This is a genomic window from Candidatus Nitrosocaldus islandicus, from assembly GCF_002906215.1.
Lineage (GTDB): Archaea > Thermoproteota > Nitrososphaeria > Nitrososphaerales > Nitrosocaldaceae > Nitrosocaldus > Nitrosocaldus cavascurensis.
In genome coordinates this window covers 696,501-713,597 of sequence record NZ_CP024014.1, presented here as the reverse complement: position 1 = coordinate 713,597, position 17,097 = coordinate 696,501, and the positions used below count along the sequence as shown (strand labels likewise).

General features: G+C 47.4%; 13 protein-coding genes, 2 rRNA genes and 1 other RNA gene. 10 read left to right on the top strand and 6 right to left on the bottom strand.

Translation table 11 applies throughout. The annotated features are described in order from the left end of the window. Positions 1-131: 131 nt before the first annotated feature. Complete coding sequence (locus CRG89_RS03730) at positions 132-1,487, bottom strand: aspartate aminotransferase family protein (protein WP_197706578.1); 1,356 nt, start codon at positions 1,485-1,487, stop codon at positions 132-134. A gap of 92 nt (positions 1,488-1,579) precedes the next feature. Between CRG89_RS03730 and CRG89_RS08655 the strand changes: the two genes are divergently transcribed. From CRG89_RS08655 to CRG89_RS03715, 4 genes are all read left to right on the top strand, one after another. Beyond that, positions 1,580-1,741: a hypothetical protein gene (locus tag CRG89_RS08655; RefSeq protein ID WP_158648698.1), complete on the top strand. Its 162-nt coding sequence runs from the start codon at positions 1,580-1,582 to the stop codon at positions 1,739-1,741. Between the two features lie 280 nt (positions 1,742-2,021). After that, positions 2,022-3,489 (top strand): 16S ribosomal RNA (locus tag CRG89_RS03725). 163 nt (positions 3,490-3,652) lie between these two features. Then, a 23S ribosomal RNA gene (locus CRG89_RS03720) occupies positions 3,653-6,613 on the top strand. Together the 16S and 23S rRNA genes form the textbook arrangement of a ribosomal RNA operon. 104 nt (positions 6,614-6,717) lie before the next feature. Then, positions 6,718-7,368, top strand: coding sequence for a DUF367 family protein (locus CRG89_RS03715; RefSeq protein WP_197706579.1), 651 nt, complete (start codon positions 6,718-6,720; stop codon positions 7,366-7,368). Positions 7,369-7,370: 2 nt separating this feature from the next. On the opposite strand, the gene CRG89_RS03710 is transcribed toward CRG89_RS03715, so the two are convergent. Then, complete coding sequence (locus CRG89_RS03710; RefSeq protein WP_197706580.1) at positions 7,371-8,252, bottom strand: GTPase; 882 nt, start codon at positions 8,250-8,252, stop codon at positions 7,371-7,373. Positions 8,253-8,304: 52 nt separating this feature from the next. Here CRG89_RS03710 and rnpB point away from each other — a divergent pair. Beyond that, positions 8,305-8,584: RNase P RNA component (gene rnpB / locus CRG89_RS03705), an RNA gene on the top strand. A gap of 65 nt (positions 8,585-8,649) precedes the next feature. Here the strand turns inward: rnpB and CRG89_RS03700 are convergent. Both CRG89_RS03700 and CRG89_RS08650 read right to left on the bottom strand, forming a co-directional pair. Further along, complete coding sequence (locus CRG89_RS03700; protein ID WP_148695212.1) at positions 8,650-9,714, bottom strand: thioredoxin domain-containing protein; 1,065 nt, start codon at positions 9,712-9,714, stop codon at positions 8,650-8,652. A gap of 144 nt (positions 9,715-9,858) precedes the next feature. After that, positions 9,859-10,032: a hypothetical protein gene (locus CRG89_RS08650; RefSeq protein WP_158648697.1), complete on the bottom strand. Its 174-nt coding sequence runs from the start codon at positions 10,030-10,032 to the stop codon at positions 9,859-9,861. A gap of 401 nt (positions 10,033-10,433) precedes the next feature. Between CRG89_RS08650 and cofD the strand changes: the two genes are divergently transcribed. The 4 genes from cofD to CRG89_RS03680 all read left to right on the top strand — a co-directional run bounded on the left by cofD (position 10,434) and on the right by CRG89_RS03680 (position 14,574). Continuing rightward, positions 10,434-11,426, top strand: coding sequence for a 2-phospho-L-lactate transferase (gene cofD / locus CRG89_RS03695; protein WP_103286998.1), 993 nt, complete (start codon positions 10,434-10,436; stop codon positions 11,424-11,426). A gap of 112 nt (positions 11,427-11,538) precedes the next feature. Then, the gene (cofC, locus tag CRG89_RS03690) at positions 11,539-12,174 is read left to right on the top strand and encodes a 2-phospho-L-lactate guanylyltransferase (protein WP_158648696.1); all 636 of its coding nucleotides are present in this window, start codon (positions 11,539-11,541) and stop codon (positions 12,172-12,174) included. Positions 12,175-12,326: 152 nt separating this feature from the next. Then, entirely contained in the window at positions 12,327-14,003 is a 1,677-nt protein-coding gene (gene ilvD / locus CRG89_RS03685; RefSeq protein ID WP_103286996.1) for a dihydroxy-acid dehydratase, read from the top strand. An 85-nt stretch (positions 14,004-14,088) separates the two neighbouring features. Next, positions 14,089-14,574 carry an HIT family protein gene (locus CRG89_RS03680; RefSeq protein WP_103286995.1) on the top strand — a complete coding sequence of 162 codons (486 nt, stop codon included), beginning with the start codon at positions 14,089-14,091 and terminating at the stop codon, positions 14,572-14,574. A gap of 65 nt (positions 14,575-14,639) precedes the next feature. Here CRG89_RS03680 and prf1 read toward each other — a convergent pair whose 3' ends face one another. Both prf1 and alaE read right to left on the bottom strand, forming a co-directional pair. Beyond that, positions 14,640-15,887 (bottom strand): peptide chain release factor aRF-1, encoded by a 1,248-nt coding sequence (gene prf1 / locus CRG89_RS03675; protein WP_103286994.1) that lies wholly within the window; start codon positions 15,885-15,887, stop codon positions 14,640-14,642. 184 nt (positions 15,888-16,071) lie between these two features. Continuing rightward, a complete protein-coding gene (alaE, locus tag CRG89_RS03670; RefSeq protein WP_103286993.1) occupies positions 16,072-16,293 on the bottom strand; it encodes an L-alanine exporter AlaE in 222 nt (73 codons plus the stop codon). A gap of 144 nt (positions 16,294-16,437) precedes the next feature. Between alaE and CRG89_RS08970 the strand changes: the two genes are divergently transcribed. After that, the gene (locus tag CRG89_RS08970; protein WP_197706581.1) at positions 16,438-17,097 is read left to right on the top strand and encodes a CBS domain-containing protein; all 660 of its coding nucleotides are present in this window, start codon (positions 16,438-16,440) and stop codon (positions 17,095-17,097) included.

Genomic DNA, 17,097 nt, shown 5'->3' with positions numbered 1-17,097 from the left:
CCATCTGTCCATCCACTCACCCATCCATCATCTCTCAACATCGATCAATAGATCGCCAATCAATAAATCCATCATCCACATCCATCTATCCATCTATCCATACCACACCCATCATTTAACATTGATTTATGCTACATACTTGCCATATCACTTGCTATCCTCTCACTTGCATCCACAAGCCTCCTTATATCTATGCTATCATGCTCAATACTTATTGCCCCAAGTTTGTTTGGTAGGAAGAAGATATCATACATGCTCAAGAGTGCAAAGTGGTAGAGCCTCTGCATTCTAAGATCACATTGAACAGCATCCCTTGCACTCCTAACATCCTCAACCCCATCCTTAAGGAAGTGTGTTAGGAAGAGTGAGCCCATACCAGTGCTCTTAACCCTTATACCATGATCTACCATTACCCTATCTATACCCCTTCTAACCTCATCCCCAAGCATCTCCAGCCTCTCATAGATATCTCTATTACTTGCTAGATACTCAAGTACAGCAGCACCTGCAGACATGCTCAATGGGTTCTCTGAATACGTGCCTCCTCCAATACTTACCCTATCCCACTTCCCCTTACCTCTAACATCTGCAAGGTTCATAACCTCCTTGAGTCCACATACAACTCCTATAGGAAGCCCTCCCCCTGCTATCTTGCCAAGGGTGAATAGATCTGGCTCTAGGGAGTAGATCTGTTGTGCCCCATGCAGTGATAGCCTGAACCCTGTTACTATCTCATCCAAGATGAATAGTGCACTACTCTTCCTTGCATACTCTTGAAGTACATGAAGATACTCCTTATCAGCAGGGATGCATCCTGCCCCTCCAAGCAATGGTTCAACTATTATACAGGCTAGATCATCCTTAACCTTGTTTAGTATGCTTATTGATGACTCTACATCGTTGAATGGGAGTGCAACTAAATACCTCATCTCCTCCTCAAGCATTCCTTTACCCTCAGGCTCATCGAATGGGTAGTTAACAGAGTGCATCAGATCTGTATTAAAGCCATGCCATCCTCCCTCTATCTTTGCTACTATCCTCTTTCCTGTATATGCCCTTGCTAGCCTAACAGCATACATTGTTGCCTCAGATCCTGTACTTACGAATCTTAGCATCTCTGCCCTTGGCATGAGCCTGTTTATGATCTCTGCAAGCCTTAGTGCATGCTCATTAACAGTACCAAATATGGTACCCTCTACAACCCTCTCCCTCAATACATCAACAACAACCTTTGGTGCATGCCCAAGTATGAGGCTCCAGTGCCCCATCCAGTAGTCTGTGTAAGCATTGCCATCAACATCATATATGTACTTGCCAGATGCCATCCTAGCAAAGAAAGGATAGGGCTCAAAGTACCTTATATTGTGGCTAGTGCCAGATGGGAGCAGGGATGATGCATGCATGAAGAGTTGCCTTGATCTACCAGTCTTAGCCTCATAATGCTTTATGTACTTGCTCATCAACTCATCTGCTTGCTGCTCCTGCACACCTCTACTATGATTGTACAATTAATAACTCTTGTTCTATCTGGAATGTATGCAGTTTAACTAATATATTAGGAGGTAGAAGACCATTGTAAATGACCCATACAGAGCATGGTAAAGGAAGGGAAGAGCATGAGCATGAGGAGCATGAGCATGCACATAAACCCTATGCTGTCTGGCTTGTTATAGCGATACTGATAATATGCACTGTTGTACCTACACTGCTGATACTCATGAGCATACCTAAACTACCATAACCAAACGAGGCCAGTCAGCAAGCAAGAAGCAAGCTAGAAGCAAAGGCATAGATGAGCATGAAACTAAACGTTTATATCTTTTGGTTAGGATATAGGTAATGGCGTAGAGCGGCATCTGTAGGAGGTATGGAGGGTACTCCATCCAATGACCTACAGATCTCCAATTACGCTAACAATATGGGGATCCAACCTAGTTGGATCTGACATGGGTTATGTATCCATGCAGTATTGGGTTATGTATGTAAGTATGTATGATACATGGCCTGTACTCTTCAGGCCGACTCCGGTTGATCCTGCCGGACCCGACTGCTATCGGATTGGGACTAAGCCATGCGAGTCAACTCCGCAAGGGGTGGCGCACGGCTCAGTAACACGTAGTCAACCTACCCTGGGGACGGGGATAACCTCGGGAAACTGAGGCTAAACCCCGATGGGCCATGGCTCCTGGAATGGGCTATGGCTGAAATCTACATGGCCCCAGGATGGGACTGCGGCCGATCAGGTTGTTGGTGGGGTAATGGCCCACCAAGCCTATAACCGGTGCGGGCTCTGAGAGGAGGAGCCCGGAGATGGGCACTGAGACAAGGGCCCAGGTCCTATGGGGCGCAGCAGGCGCGAAACCTCCGCAATGGGCGAAAGCCCGACGGGGTCAGTCCGAGTGGTTCCCGCTGAGGGAACCTTTTGCCAGCTGTAAACAGGCTGGCGAATAAGGGGTGGGCAAGTTTGGTGTCAGCCGCCGCGGTAATACCAGCACCCCGAGTGGTCGGGACGATTATTGGGCCTAAAGCATCCGTAGCCGGCCCAGTAAGTCCTCCGTTAAATCCAACGGCTCAACCGTTGGGCTGCGGGGGATACTGCTGGGCTAGGGGACGGGAGAGGCGAGGGGTATTCCCGGGGTAGGGGTAAAATCCACTGATCCCGGGAGGACCACCAGTGGCGAAGGCGCCTCGCTAGAACGTGCCCGACGGTGAGGGATGAAAGCTGGGGGAGCGAACCGGATTAGATACCCGGGTAGTCCCAGCCGTAAACGATGTAGGCTCGGTGTTGGGCTGCCTCAGTGGCAGCCCAGTGCCGCAGGGAAGCCGTTAAGCCTACCGCCTGGGGAGTACGGCCGCAAGGCTGAAACTTAAAGGAATTGGCGGGGGAGCACCACAAGGGGTGAAGCCTGCGGTTTAATTGGAGTCAACGCCGGGAACCTTACCAGGGGTGACAGCAGGATGAAGGTCAAGCTAAAGACTTTACCAGACAAGCTGAGAGGAGGTGCATGGCCGTCGCCAGCTCGTGCCGTGAGGTGTCCTGTTAAGTCAGGTAACGAGCGAGACCCTCGCATCCAGTTGCTACCATCACTCTTTGGAGCGGTGGGGCTAACTGGATGGACTGCCGCCGATAAGGCGGAGGAAGGAGGGGGCTACGGCAGGTCAGTATGCCCCGAAACCCCTGGGCCACACGCGGGCTGCAATGGTAGGGACAATGGGTTCCGACCCCGAAAGGGGGAGGCAATCCCCAAACCCTACCCCAGTTATGATTGAGGGCTGCAACCCGCCCTCATGAATCTGGAATCCCTAGTAATCGCGTGTCACCATCGCGCGGTGAATACGTCCCTGCTCCTTGCACACACCGCCCGTCGCTTCACCCGAGGTGGGCTTGCGTGAGATGGTGCCTCTTGGTATCATCGAACGCAAGCTCGCTGAGGGGGGAGAAGTCGTAACAAGGTGGCCGTAGGGGAACCTGCGGCCGGATCACCTCCTTAGCAAACCATACATACATAATGCATACATAACCCATGTAGAAAGGATACATAACCCATGTAAGTTAAATGATGCAACCCTGTATGCGAGTACAGGGTGAAGGGCGTAGTGGGCATGATGATATCTATCCACGATGATCGCCATGCATGGTTGCGTATGTTTCAGGATAGTTGCAAGGACGCCATCTGGTGGATGGCTAGGCTGGGGGGACGATGAAGGGCGTGGCAAGCTGCGATAAGCGCCGGGTAGGTGCATGCAACCGTTGATCCGGCGATCCCCGAATGGGAATCCTGCCCGTAAGGGCACTCCCTTGCTTAAGCAGGGGAGGGTGAACCACCCGAAAGGAAGCATCTGAGTAGGGTGAGGAGGAGAAATCAACCGAGATTCCCTGAGTAGCAGAGAGCGAAAGGGGAATAGCCCAAACCGAACCTGCTACAGTAATGTAGCAGGGATGTGGGGTTGCTGGTAACCCCCTTCAGTGGGAGTATACCTGAGCATCTAGCCGAAGTGCCCTGGAATGGGCTGGCGTAGAGGGTGATACCCCCGTAGGCTAACATGCTTGGGTATACGTTACCAGCGAGAGTAGCTGGCCTTGGCAGTGGCTAGCGAAGATGGGGGAAAGTAGCCTCCAAGGCTAAATACCTCCCCAGACCGATAGCGCACTAGTACCGTGAGGGAAAGCTGAAAAGCACCCCGAGAGGGGGGTGAAAAGAGCCTGAAACCAGATGGTTACAGACGTGCACTGCCTGAAAGTACCCGCAAGGGTACAGGGTAGTGCGTTCCGTCTAGAAACACGGGCCAGGGAGTTTACCCTCATGGCGAGCTTAAGCCTTTAGGCGGAGGCGAAGGGAAACCGAATCCCCGCAGCGCAAGCAAGGGGGAGGGTCTGAAAGGGCCTCTAGTCATGGGGGTAAGGCTAGAAACCGAGCGATCTAGTCCTGGGCAGGGCGAAGCCGGGCGAAAGCCCGGTGGAGGCCCGCAGGGGTGCTGACGTGCAAATCGCTCCTCTGACCTGGGACTAGGGGCCAAAAACCAATCTAGCTCGGTGATAGCTAGTTCCCACCGAAGCGGATCTCAGTCCTCCCTGGGTGGAGGTTGCTGATGCTGTAGAGCACCGATGGGATGGCAAGGGCCCGAAAGGGCTCACCATCCTTTCGAACTCCGAAGGCATCAGCACCGTAGAAGCCTGGAGGCGGGTTTGTGTGGGGTAAGCCCCACAACCGAGAGGGGAGCAACCCAGACTAGGGTTAAGGTCCCCAAGTGCTGGCTAAGTGTCAAACCAAAGGGCGTCCTCGGGCAGAGACAGCAGGAAGGTAGGCTTAGAAGCAGCCATCCTTTAAAGAGTGCGTAACAGCTCACCTGCCGAGCCCGAGGGCCCCGAAAATGGACGGGGCTCAAGCCAGCCACCGATACCCTAGGCCTCCCGTAAGGGAGTGCGGTAGGTGGGCGTAGGGCCTGGGCAGAAGGTGGGCCGTGAGGTCCACTGGACCGGGCTCTAGTGTAGATCCTGGCGGTAGTAACAGCATAGCCGGGTGGGAATCCCGGTCGCCGCAAGGGCAAGGGTTTCCCGGCAATGCGTCGTCAGCCGGGAGTTAGCCGGTCCTAAGGGCAGTCCCAACGGAGCTGCTCGAATGGGAAACTGGTTAATATTCCAGTGCCTTGATGGTATCGTTTGCACCCATACCTGTAGCTTCAGGATAGGGCAGGCAGGGCTCTCGCCCTGTTTAACTCTCCAAGTCTAGGGGAGTCTCGTAATGAGGAGAACCTAGGCGAGGGAGGAATAGCCCTGCGTTAGCAGGGTCTGCTTGACTCCTGGAGACCATGAAAGCAGGTATGGGGAGATACCATCAAGCCCGTACCGAGAACCGACACAGGTGCCCTAGTTGAGAAGACTAAGGCGTATCGGGTATACCGGAGGCGAGGGAACTCGGCAAATTAGCCCCGTAACCTCGGGATAAGGGGTGCCTGCGGTCTTTGCGAGGAGCAGGGACCGCAGGTCGCAGTGACAAGGGGGTCCTGACTGTTTAATAAAAACATAGGTGGCCGCAAGCCCGAAAGGGTGAGTACGGCTGCTGAATCCTGGCCAGTGGCGGTACCTAAAACCTGGGTCCAACCGGGCCAAGGGCCGCTAAACGCCGGGAGTAACTCTGACTCTCTTAAGGTAGCCAAATGCCTTGTCGGGTAAGTTCCGACGTGCATGAATGGATCAACGAGGGCCCCGCTGTCCCCGCCTCCAACCCGGTGAACCCACGTAACGTGGACGAACAGTCCACGGACGCCCATCAGGGAGAGAAGACCCTGTGGAGCTTTACTGCAGCCTGTTGCTGCGGTACGGTTGCGGATGCAGAGTGTAGCTGGGAGCCTTCGAAGGTGCCTCTCCGGGGGCACTGGAGGCGCAAGTGTAACACCAGCCATCTGCGACTGTATCGCTAACCCTGCCAAGGGGACAACGGCAGGTGGGCAGTTCGGCTGGGGCGGCACCCCCTTGAAAAGGTATCGAGGGGGCCCAAAGGTTGGCTCAGGCGGGTCAGAACTCCGCTGGTGAGGGTAAGGCCAAAAGCCAGCCTGACTGGATCCCTAAACGCAGGGGATCCAGAGGGGAAACCCGGGCCTAACGATCCATCCAGTCCCCACTATTGGGGGCGGGTGGTGACAGAAAAGTTACCCCAGGGATAACAGGCTTGTCGCGGGCGAGAGCTCCCATCGACCCCGCGGTTTGGTACCTCGATGTCGGCTCTTCCCATCCTGGCCCTGCAGCAGGGGCCAAGGGTGAGGCTGCTCGCCTATCAAAGGGGAACGTGAGCTGGGTTTAGACCGTCGTGAGACAGGTCGGTCTCTACCTGATGGGTGCGCGGTGGCCTGAGGGGAAGTCGCCCTTAGTACGAGAGGAACAGGGCGGCGTGGCCTCTGGTGTACCTGCTGTCTGAGGAGGCAGGCAGGGCAGCTAAGCCATCGGGGATAACCCCTGAAAGCATCTAAGGGGGAAGCCCCTCCCGAGAAGAGGCCACCACCGTTTAGGGAAGGGCGGCCATAGAAGATGGCGTTGATGGGGTGGGGGTGTAGGCAGCAAGCCGCAAGGCGAGCTGTGAGCCCGCCACTCCCAATAGCCCAACGCAACTATCCTGGAGCGCAATAACCATGCGTGGCGATACTCAATTAATTAATCTTATACAATGGTCAAAATGATTAAATTATTGATGTGAGGAAGAGTGGTAATGGCAGTTACTGTTGTTAGATGTATGGAGTGTAACTGCTCTAGGGATGATTGTACAAGTGCAAGGCTACATGGGAGGAGTAGATGTAGAAACTGTAGGTATGAGAGGTGCTGCTGCATCCAATATGCATAAGCATGAGCCATCTCTACTCGTTTATATGCTAAGTGATGATGATCCTAGCAAGTGTAGTGCAAACAAACTTCTAAGGTTCAATATGGTCAAGAGGGTAAACAGGGTACCATACAGAACCATACTGCTAGATCCATACTCAAACATACCATTGCTTAACAGCGATGGGGATGAGTGCACATCGATAACCCTTATTGACTGCTCATGGGTGAATGCTCGTAGGGTATTTGCAAGGATTAAGGTATTAAAGAGGAGGAGGCTGCCTCTCCTACTTGCTGCAAACCCTATCAACTATGCAAAGGTAGCAAAGTTAAGCAGTGTAGAGGCTCTAGCAGCAGCATGCTACATCCTTGGATACCAGCATCTAGCATATGAACTGTTAGCAAAGTTCAAGTGGGGTAGCACGTTCATAACGCTCAACCATGAACTCCTTGAGGAGTATAGCAGGGCTGGGAGCATAGAAGATGTTGTTAGGATAGAGCATGAGTACTCTCTTACAGAAGTATTGGATAGGATAGACTTGATTGGTATGTAAGGTTATGGCGGTGGGGGTATGTAGAAGTTCAACCTTGCTTCATGGTAATCCCTTATAACTGCCCTTGCTGCTTCTTCAACTAAGGGCTCTTTATCGCTCTTGTAGAACCATCCTCTCTTCCTTGCTATATGCTCCAACACCTTGTATGGGTCTGTTATGCTTAAACCGTAAGCATCCCTTATAGCATCTGGGTTATTTGCAAGGATCCTCTCTATTAGCCTTAATGCTGGCTCAACTGGATCTCTCAACTCCTCTGGTGCACTACATCTAACAGCATATGCAACAGGGTCCACATGCTCAAGGTCTATGGGTAGCATCCCAGGGGTATCGTACATGTAGAGATAACTTGCTATCTTGAAGATCTGCATGCCCCTTGTATATCCTGGGCTCCCTGGTACTGGGCTTGTACTTGCACCATACCTTCTCCTTAACGCATTTACTATGGATGATTTGCCAGTCTTTGGATACCCTACAACCATGGCTATGCTTATCCTACCCCTCTCCTTTGCTATCCTCCTTGGTATCTGTATCATGGTTCTAGTATAGACCATCCCTTTATGATATTCTGCACCTCCTCTCCTTGCATATTTAAGCATCAACCTCTTTAGAGTATCTATACCATCTAGACTCTTGCTTGATGTACATACGCATCTCAACCCTTCAGATGATAACCTGCTAGCCCATCCTCTAGCAACATACTCTGGTACCAGATCTGACTTGTTTAATGCTATGATTAAGGCTTTGCCATTCTTGAGCACATACTCCTCCAGCATCCTGCTCCTTGTGTACTCTGGCTCCCTAGCATCTATAACCTCTACAACTATATCTACCCCATCACTACTATCTATCATCCTTCTGATCTGCTCCCATCTTGCTATCCTCATACCTCCCTTCCTCTATCTGTATATATGGGATTGCAGTAATATTATTGGTGGTGCAAGCTGGTGGGCAGGTCACCTGTTAAAGGAGGAAACTCCTCCCTCCAGGCAGGGGTGCGACCCAGCGATGGGTAGCCAGAGATGGCTGGCAATGGTACAGAAATGGTATCCAGCCTAGGTAAGATGATGCCTAGAAGGCTGATGTTCCTAGGGTAGGAGTGAAACAACCAACCCGCATGGAGCAAGGCCAAACGGGATCGATGAGTCCTGCCAGAGATCCAGGTAGGCTGCTCAGCCGAATCCTGCCTAGAACAGAAGGAGGGTTACGGCCAGCATGCACCACCATCCAACATATGCCATGCTAGCAGTTGATAACCAAAATTAAAAAATATGTTATACTACTCTACTTCCTGTTTGCCCTCCATATCACAAAGCCTGCTATTGCACCCATCATGCCAGCAAATGCTAGAAGCACCATTAGAGGGAAGTTCCCTGTTGATGACTGCTGTAACTGACCTTGTGGCTCAGTAAGATACACCCTAGCAGCATCCCCATGCTCATCCCTTATAGGCTCAGCCCAGTAGTATATGTCTAGTGTTGCACTTATTGGAGGATCCTGTATAGTCATGTAGTAAGTACTCCCATCTATAGTTGCTTGAGCAGATAGTACCCTTGGTGGGTGCTGCCCCTCTCTTAAGCTACCCTCCCCTGCACTTACAACAGTTACTGCAGGTGCTGGCTCTTTAACACCCCACTTCTCTGCCTCTGCCATGCTCTGCAGTGCATTTATCAACTTATGCCATTGGGTTATAGGCAGTTCCCTTATCCTCTCATAGTTGATCAATGGATCATTAAGCATCTCTGAGAACTTGCTATCCCTGCTGAGTAGGCTTACAACCTCAGGATATTTAACCTCTAGATAGCCTCTCATAGTATTTATATCCATATTAACTGTAGTACCATCAGCATTCAGTGTTATAGGCACTTGTTCATTTACCTTGAAGCCCCTCCAGTTGAGATCTATTATTGCTGGTTGTTCATACACTGCCTCCTGTATGACTATACCAGTGAGGAGTAGTTTGAGTGTGAGGCTCTGCTGCATTGTAACCTTCATACCATCATCCTGCAAGGCAACGTTGTATATAACCTCCTTTACCTCTTTAACTCTTGCTGGTGAACCTGCCTCTAGTAAGCCCTTGTTTATCTTCTCCTTAAGAACCTCTATCCCTGGAGTGCTGTCATTTGCCCTGAATATTATCCTCTCATTAACCCCACTAAGCATATCCTTCAACTTACCTCCCTGAGGATGCTCTATCGTGCTTACCCTAACTGATAGGAACTCAACACCAACCTCGTTCTGTGGAGTGAATACCTGTGCTTCCCTTATCTGAAATGCTAGTGCTGAAGGCATAACAGATATTGCTAGCATCGATAGCAGTGATAATGCTAATATCTTACGTTTATTCATTGAAGCTTAATAGTAAGCTTCTTTTTATAAACTTTTTTAATCTCATTTATTTGTTACAAGTCAAGTATATTTTATACAATGTTTTCTCTTTTTTAATATTATATTGGAGTATAAAGGAGAGATTTATTATTAATTACTGATTAATTAATTACAGAATAATAAATTACTACTTCTGCCATTACTTCCTGTTTGCCCTCCAAAGCCTGCTATTACATCCATTATGCCAACAAATGCTAGAAGCATCATGAGAGGGAAGTTTCCAGATGATACGCTTTTAATCTTACTCGGAACACATTGGCATTCAACATTACTACCCATGAATGGCTCTACCACCATAACACATCTATACTTGCATTTATTAGGCTTAGACTCTCTCCTAACCTTTTACCATCAATGGTTAACTAATAGCATCTTCTCTTTAAGATAGCCCTCCCTAAAACGGGTCTCTCCCACTGATTACTGTTACTGCCTTTGCACCCTCCTTCTCTTGGAACCTAACTCCTGCCCCAACCTGTCCTGCTATAGGGTTTATGAACCTGTGTAAACTCTCTAGGCTGTTAATTCAACAAGTCCACTATGGTTCATCAACAATGCTCAACAAAGCAAACATCTTTATAACCATGCTACCTTTATCGTTAAAGATTTTAGTAGAGATAAGCATTATTTACCAACATTCTGAGTAGGGATACGGAATTATATAGGATGTTAGATGCAGAGGTATGGATAAAATAGTAGTGCTGGCTGGTGGTACTGGTTCTGTAAAACTTGCTAGGGCATTATACAGGTTGAAGAGCAATAGCAATACTGCTGATACCAGTAGTAGAGTTGATAATAATAGCAAGAATAGCAATAACAGCAAGCAGGATATGCATCTCAGCATAGTATGCAATGTTGGTGATAACATATGGATGCATGGACTCTACATATGCCCTGATCTTGATACCATAGTGTATGGCCTTGCAGGGTTACTTGATAGGGAGAAGGGATGGGGGGTAAGCAACGATACATTCAACTGCCTTGCTCAACTTGCTAAGCTTGAAGGGGAGCAGTGGTTCATGCTTGGTGATAAGGATCTAGCAATACACATCATAAGGAGCATGATGTTGAGAGAAGGGAAGAGGCTGTGTGAGATAACAGGTTATCTATGCTCAAGACTAGGTATAGATGCAATGGTCATACCTGCAAGTGATGATCATGTTGAGACTAGGATAATCACCAATGCTGGGGATATACACCTTCAGGAGTTCTGGGTCAAGAATAAAGGGATGCTTGATGTTCATGGTATAGTGTACAAGGGTATAGAGCATGTTAGAGCATGCAGCAATGCACTGCATGCGATAGAGGAGGCTGATAGGATAATAGTTGCGCCTGCAAACCCTGTGAGTAGCATCCTTCCTATACTTGCAATAAGGGAGCTTGGGGATGCAGTAAGGAGGAGGAGGGATGTATGCGTTGCTGTAAGCCCTATAATAGGCTCAAGACCAGTAAGTGGACCAGCAGCAAAGTACATGAAGGCATTAGGCTACGATGTAAGTCCTGTATCAATTGCAGAGATGTATAGGGATGTTGCATCAACTCTAGTTATACATGAGAGTGATATAGCGTTGATGGATGAGATAAAGGCTAAGGATATGGATGTGTATGCAACAGATATACTGATGGATGATGAGGAGGATGAGGTTAGACTTGCAAGATACCTACTAAAACTCTAGCCTATCTGCTTATACCTGCATATGCATATACATGCATATCTATCTATCTATCTATCTACATCCCTGAATAAATAACCAAACAGTTATTTCCTCATAACCATCTTACTTGCTAGTGTTGAGGCTATGTGCAATAATACCAGTCAAGAGCCTTGCAAAGGGGAAGAGCAGGCTTGCTACCTTCTTGAGTATGGATGAGCGTATAAACCTATCAATTGCAATGCTAAGAGACATGCTTGGATGCCTATGCTCTTCTCCCTACATAGACTCTGTAATAATTGTTAGCAGTGATCCAACAATCAAGGGTATTGCTGGAGAGTTTAACACAGTGCTTGTTGAGGATGAATATGAGCAGGGTGTGAACAGTGCAGTTGCCCTTGCTGATAATATAGCAAGCAGGTACGATGCAAGTGTTGTGCTACCACATGACATCCCACTCATAAGTGCATTTGATGTACTGATGCTCTATACTTCAATGCTAAAGCATGCAAGGTGTGTTGTTATAACACCATCCAGCAGGTTAGATGGTACAAATGTACTTCTAAGAAGGCCTCCAGATGTTATAAAGACTCATTATGATGAGGATAGTTACAAACTGCATTTGTATGAGGCTCTTTCAAGCAATGTAAAGGTTAAGATACTCCTTAGCAACAGGCTTATGTTAGACCTTGATGGGATAGATGATATATATGCATTGATCTCAAGCAACCATGAATGCAATACAAAGAGGTATCTTATGAGCATACTTTAAACAGCATTCTCTTCTCAATCCTCAGTTTCTTCAATAGAGAGTAGAGGTAGGTAGATAGTAGTGCATAAGCCACACATATGTAGCATGTTAATTGAAGATGATGTAAGATCAAGCAGGTGTACATTTTTATACTTAATGCTTATACTGCACTTATGCTCAGGAGTAGGAAGACTGTAGAAGGTCCAGAGAGGGCTCCGCATAGGGCAATGTACAAGGCCATGGGTTTAAGTGATGAGGAGATAGCAAAGCCATTCGTTGGTATATCTCATAGTGGGAATGAGGCTACACCATGCAACATACACCTTGGCAGGTTGGCAGAGTATGCAAAGGCTGGAGTTAGGGATGCCGATGGTACAGCAAGGATCTTTGCTACAATAGCAGTAAGTGATGGTATATCTATGGGGCATGAAGGGATGAAGGCCTCTCTTATAAGCAGGGAGGTTATAGCAGATTCAATAGAGTTGATGGTGCATGCACATCAGTACGATGCTCTAGTATGCATAGCAGGATGCGATAAGAGCCTTCCAGGGAGCATTATGGCAATGGCAAGGCTAAACATACCATCCATCTTCGTGTATGGAGGAACTATGGTCCCAGGGCAGTACAAAGGCAAGTATCTAACCATACAGGATGTCTTCGAGGCTGTAGGCTCATATGCAAAGGGTGCCATAACACTTCAGGAACTCATAGAGATTGAGAACCATGCATGCCCTTCTGCTGGCTCATGTGCTGGCATGTATACAGCAAACACCATGGCAAGTCTAAGCGAGGCATTAGGTATAGCACTGCCAGGGAGTGCAAGCCCAAGTGCTGAGGATCAGAGGAGGGCTGATGTTGTGTACAACACAGGCAAGGCAGTCATGCACTTGCTAGAGGTTGGGATAAAGGCTAGGGATATACTAACATTTGAGGCATTTGAGAATGCTATAACAGTACTTAATGCAATAGGAGGCTCAACCAATGCTGTGCTACACCTACTAGCAATAGCAAGGGAAGCAGGGGTAAGACTAACATATGATGACTTTGAGAGGATAAGGTCTAGGACTCCTCACATTGCTGATATGCGCCCAGGTGGCTCCTATGTCATGTACGAACTTGACAAAGTTGGTGGAATACCTGTTATAATGAGGGAGTTGCTCAAGCATGGGATGCTTAATGGAGATGCATTAACAGTTACAGGTAAGAGTTTGAAGGAGAATATAGATGCTATAGCAATACCAGATCCAGATGGGAGGGTGGTTAGAAGGGTTGAGGATGCAATACATAGAGAAGGCTCTATAAAGATACTCAGGGGCACACTTGCACCAGATGGTGCAGTCGTTAAGGTTTCTGGCACAAAGGTTGAGAGGTTCAGGGGCAGGGCAAGGGTATTCGATAGCGAGGAGGAGGCATTTGAAGAGATAAGCAAGGGCAAGATAGTTGAAGGTGATGCTGTAGTCATAAGGTATGAAGGACCAAAGGGAGGTCCAGGGATGAGGGAGATGCTTGCTGTAACAGCAGCAATAGTTGGGCAGGGGCTTGGGGAGCATGTTGCACTCATAACAGATGGAAGGTTCTCAGGGGCAACAAGGGGGCTTATGATTGGGCATGTTGCACCAGAGGCTGCAGTTGGTGGACCAATTGCACTGATCAAAGACGGGGATGAGATAAGCATAGATGTAAAGCAAGGGAGGCTTGATGTTGAGTTGAGCATGGAGGAGTTGGAGGCAAGGAGGGGCAGATGGAAGGCTAGGGAACCAAAGCAAGTATACATGCATGGTGTGTTTGCAAAATATGCAATGCTTGTGAGATCAGCTGCAGAGGGTGCAGTTACAAACCCATCTGTATAATACAGGTTCAATCATCTCAATTCTTCATTTTCCTTCCAATCTAAAGATAAGGATATAAAATAATACAGGGAAGATAATCAAAGCCATGGATGATGCAAGCCGTAGTAGCGTGAAGGAGGGTGATGAGTGCATATTCTGTTTAATAGTGGAGGGGAAGAGGGATGCTGCTGTTGTGTATGAGGATGATGCTATGATGGTCTTCATGGACAAGTATCCTATAAGCAATGGGCATACACTTGTTATACCAAAGAGGCATCATACAACCATACTGGATATGGAGAGTAGGGATGTTGGCATGCTATTTGCTTTAGTACACAGGGTAGCAAAGGCTGTAGTTAGTGCTCTTAATGCACAAGGCTTCTCTATTGCACAGAACAACGGCAAGGTTGCCCATCAGGTTGTGCCTCATGTGCATGTACACATAGTTCCTAGGTTCATAGATGAGGAGAGGGGCAGGTGGCCAAGCAGAAGAACAGCAACCATGGATGAGTTAAGATCTGTAGCAGAGAGGATAAGACAACATTTACTCAACAACACAAATACCATGGATGTAGAACTCATAACAGATTAATCCCTTGCAGTATGATGAGTTTCTGAATAAAGTAGAGAGCATACATTATGTATGAATTTCAATTATTAATTTATCCTATACCTGAGTATTGCTGCTATCTGACCTAGGCTCTCAAGCATCTTACCATCCTCAGTACTTGATGAGATTACCTCAACCCTTGCTCCTGTGTTCATTGCAAGTTCATCCATGTACTCTATAAGATCCTGCTCATACACATCATAGTCTATGCTTGAGCACTTGCTGCATGCACTGCTTATCATCTCCTGCTTAACCTGTATGGCCTTATCTATACTCACTATCCTCTCCACCCTTGCATTACACCTCTTGCATACAACCTCTACCCTAACCCTGTTTATGTTATCATTCACAAGCACTATATCTGCAACACCACTCTTGAGTGCATTTATCACATCCTGCATACCATACACTGCCAAGCCTTTGCTTGAGTTTATCTCCTCAAATAGCCTCCTAACAAGTCTCTTCTCCTCCATCAGCCTGTACTCCTGCAGTATATCTTGAGCCTTCTCAAGCGCTTCTCTAACCCCTTCCCTACCAGCGTATGAGATGTCAAGTACCGCAAGAACGTTCTTCTGCAACCTATAGTCTAGATAACCATTCTTAAGGAAGTCATCCTTGGTTGGTCCTGGGCCAGCAACTATCAAGCCAACGACATTATAAGTATCTATAAGGAGTGACTTTGCATGCTCAGCAACCCTGTTGAAGTAATCGTTTAACTCCATCTCCCTTAACCTCTCATACCTCCTTGCTGACTGCCCTCCTGCCCTATGCTTGCCTCCAACACCAGAGGTTATATGATCCACAACCTCAACCTTGTTACCTTCAAGTACACCTATTCCTGCTTCACTGCTATCTATTGCTATTATGCCTATCACCTTCTCCTCCTTGAGCATATCCTTCAGTATCTCTGTATGGAAGTGATCATCACACCTGTAGAGGAAGATGTTCAATGGCTTTGGAGGTTCTATCTCAAATATCTTGACAACCTCGCTACCTAGACCATTTGTAGGCAATGCTCCACAGAATATAACTAGCCCATTCTCTGGTGTCTTTGTATAAAGTTTGAGCCTCTGCATGGTCTTTGTTAATGCATCAAGCACATGGTTCCTTGTAGAGTCTGACTTTATGTTTGAGGCAGTACCATACTCTTCTCTGAGCGTTGCTATAACCTCATGTATAGGCTTGCCTTGGGGTATATAGAGGGAGATGAGTTCAGTCCCTCTACCCTTCTTCTGTGACAACTCATTAAGCATACGCTTTAACCTGTAGAGTCTTACAGAGTCTGACTTGCCCATTACTGGCTTATCAGCCTCTACACATAATATTAATTTTAGTAGTTTTGTTGCTTATTGCTACATGTTATGTATGATGCTAAGCAACCAATCAGCAAGCAGCAAGCACCATTATTATTATCATCATCAAACATAATTACCGCCCTTATCATCAACATACGTGTATAATTGTACACTGCCTATACTGTTACCCTCCATGTACCTTAAGTAACCTTCTCCATGCATCTAGGAACCTTCCAAACAAGCCTCCAAATGCAAAGTTAACTACAGCAGAGAATGATGCTAGAGCAAGTACCTGCCATAACTCAAGTCTAAGCACGAAGAGGTTAAACACTATGTATATTGGTACCCAGAATACTATGGATGCTAGCGAGTCTATTATATAACGCTTCCTATACTCCTTAACCATGCATAATCAAGCATTTGATGATTATAATATGTATTTTGCATTCAATTCAGGCTATTCAATGCATTGAATATGCATTACATACATATTATACTATGAGTATTAGGTAAACTATAATTATACCCTTGTATGATTCAATGATACTGTATGCTACCTAGGTTAGAGTACATAAAGCAGGCAAGGATAAGGCTTGGGCTTACACAGAGGAGGCTTGCCATGCTTGCTGGAGTAAGCACATCCATGATAAACCAGATAGAGTCTGGAAGGTGCAAGCCAAGTTATGATACAGCAAAGAGGATATTCGAGATACTCAACTCCCTAGAGGATAGATCATCACCAAAGATAGTTGAGATATGTAGCAAGGAGATAATAAGCGTCTCTGTTGATGATACACTACAGGATGCTATAGAGTTGATGCGTAAGCACTCATTTAGCCAACTCCCTGTATTTGCTGATTCAAAGCCAGTAGGTATGATAAGTGAAGAAGGGATAGTGAAGTATATGATGGTTAAGAATGATGGTGATGTTGATAATGGTAATGATGGTGGTATGGTGAGAAGTGCAGGTACAGAACCAAGCAAGGCATCTACCCCTGCAAGCAAGAAGGGTAGGAGCAAGAGGAGCAAGAGCCTACATGAATGTAGGGTAGGAGAGATCATGGAGCCAGCACCACCAATAGTTGATGCCTCAACCCCAGCAAAGGCTATAATACCACTAATCAGGTTCTCAAAGTGTGTGCTTGTTGGTGAGAAGGGTAATATTGTAGGCATAGTTACAGTTGCAGATATGTTCAAGCTACTTACATAA

Coding starts and splice junctions, on each gene's coding strand:
- CRG89_RS08655 (WP_158648698.1), top strand. CDS start 1,580: ATGACCCATACAGAGCATGGTAAAGGAAGGGAAGAGCATGAGCATGAG.
- CRG89_RS03710 (WP_197706580.1), bottom strand. CDS start 8,252: ATGAGGATAGCAAGATGGGAGCAGATCAGAAGGATGATAGATAGTAGT.
- CRG89_RS03700 (WP_148695212.1), bottom strand. CDS start 9,714: ATGAATAAACGTAAGATATTAGCATTATCACTGCTATCGATGCTAGCA.
- CRG89_RS08650 (WP_158648697.1), bottom strand. CDS start 10,032: ATGGGTAGTAATGTTGAATGCCAATGTGTTCCGAGTAAGATTAAAAGC.
- cofD (WP_103286998.1), top strand. CDS start 10,434: ATGGATAAAATAGTAGTGCTGGCTGGTGGTACTGGTTCTGTAAAACTT.
- ilvD (WP_103286996.1), top strand. CDS start 12,327: ATGCTCAGGAGTAGGAAGACTGTAGAAGGTCCAGAGAGGGCTCCGCAT.
- CRG89_RS03680 (WP_103286995.1), top strand. CDS start 14,089: ATGGATGATGCAAGCCGTAGTAGCGTGAAGGAGGGTGATGAGTGCATA.
- prf1 (WP_103286994.1), bottom strand. CDS start 15,887: ATGGGCAAGTCAGACTCTGTAAGACTCTACAGGTTAAAGCGTATGCTT.
- alaE (WP_103286993.1), bottom strand. CDS start 16,293: ATGGTTAAGGAGTATAGGAAGCGTTATATAATAGACTCGCTAGCATCC.
- CRG89_RS08970 (WP_197706581.1), top strand. CDS start 16,438: ATGCTACCTAGGTTAGAGTACATAAAGCAGGCAAGGATAAGGCTTGGG.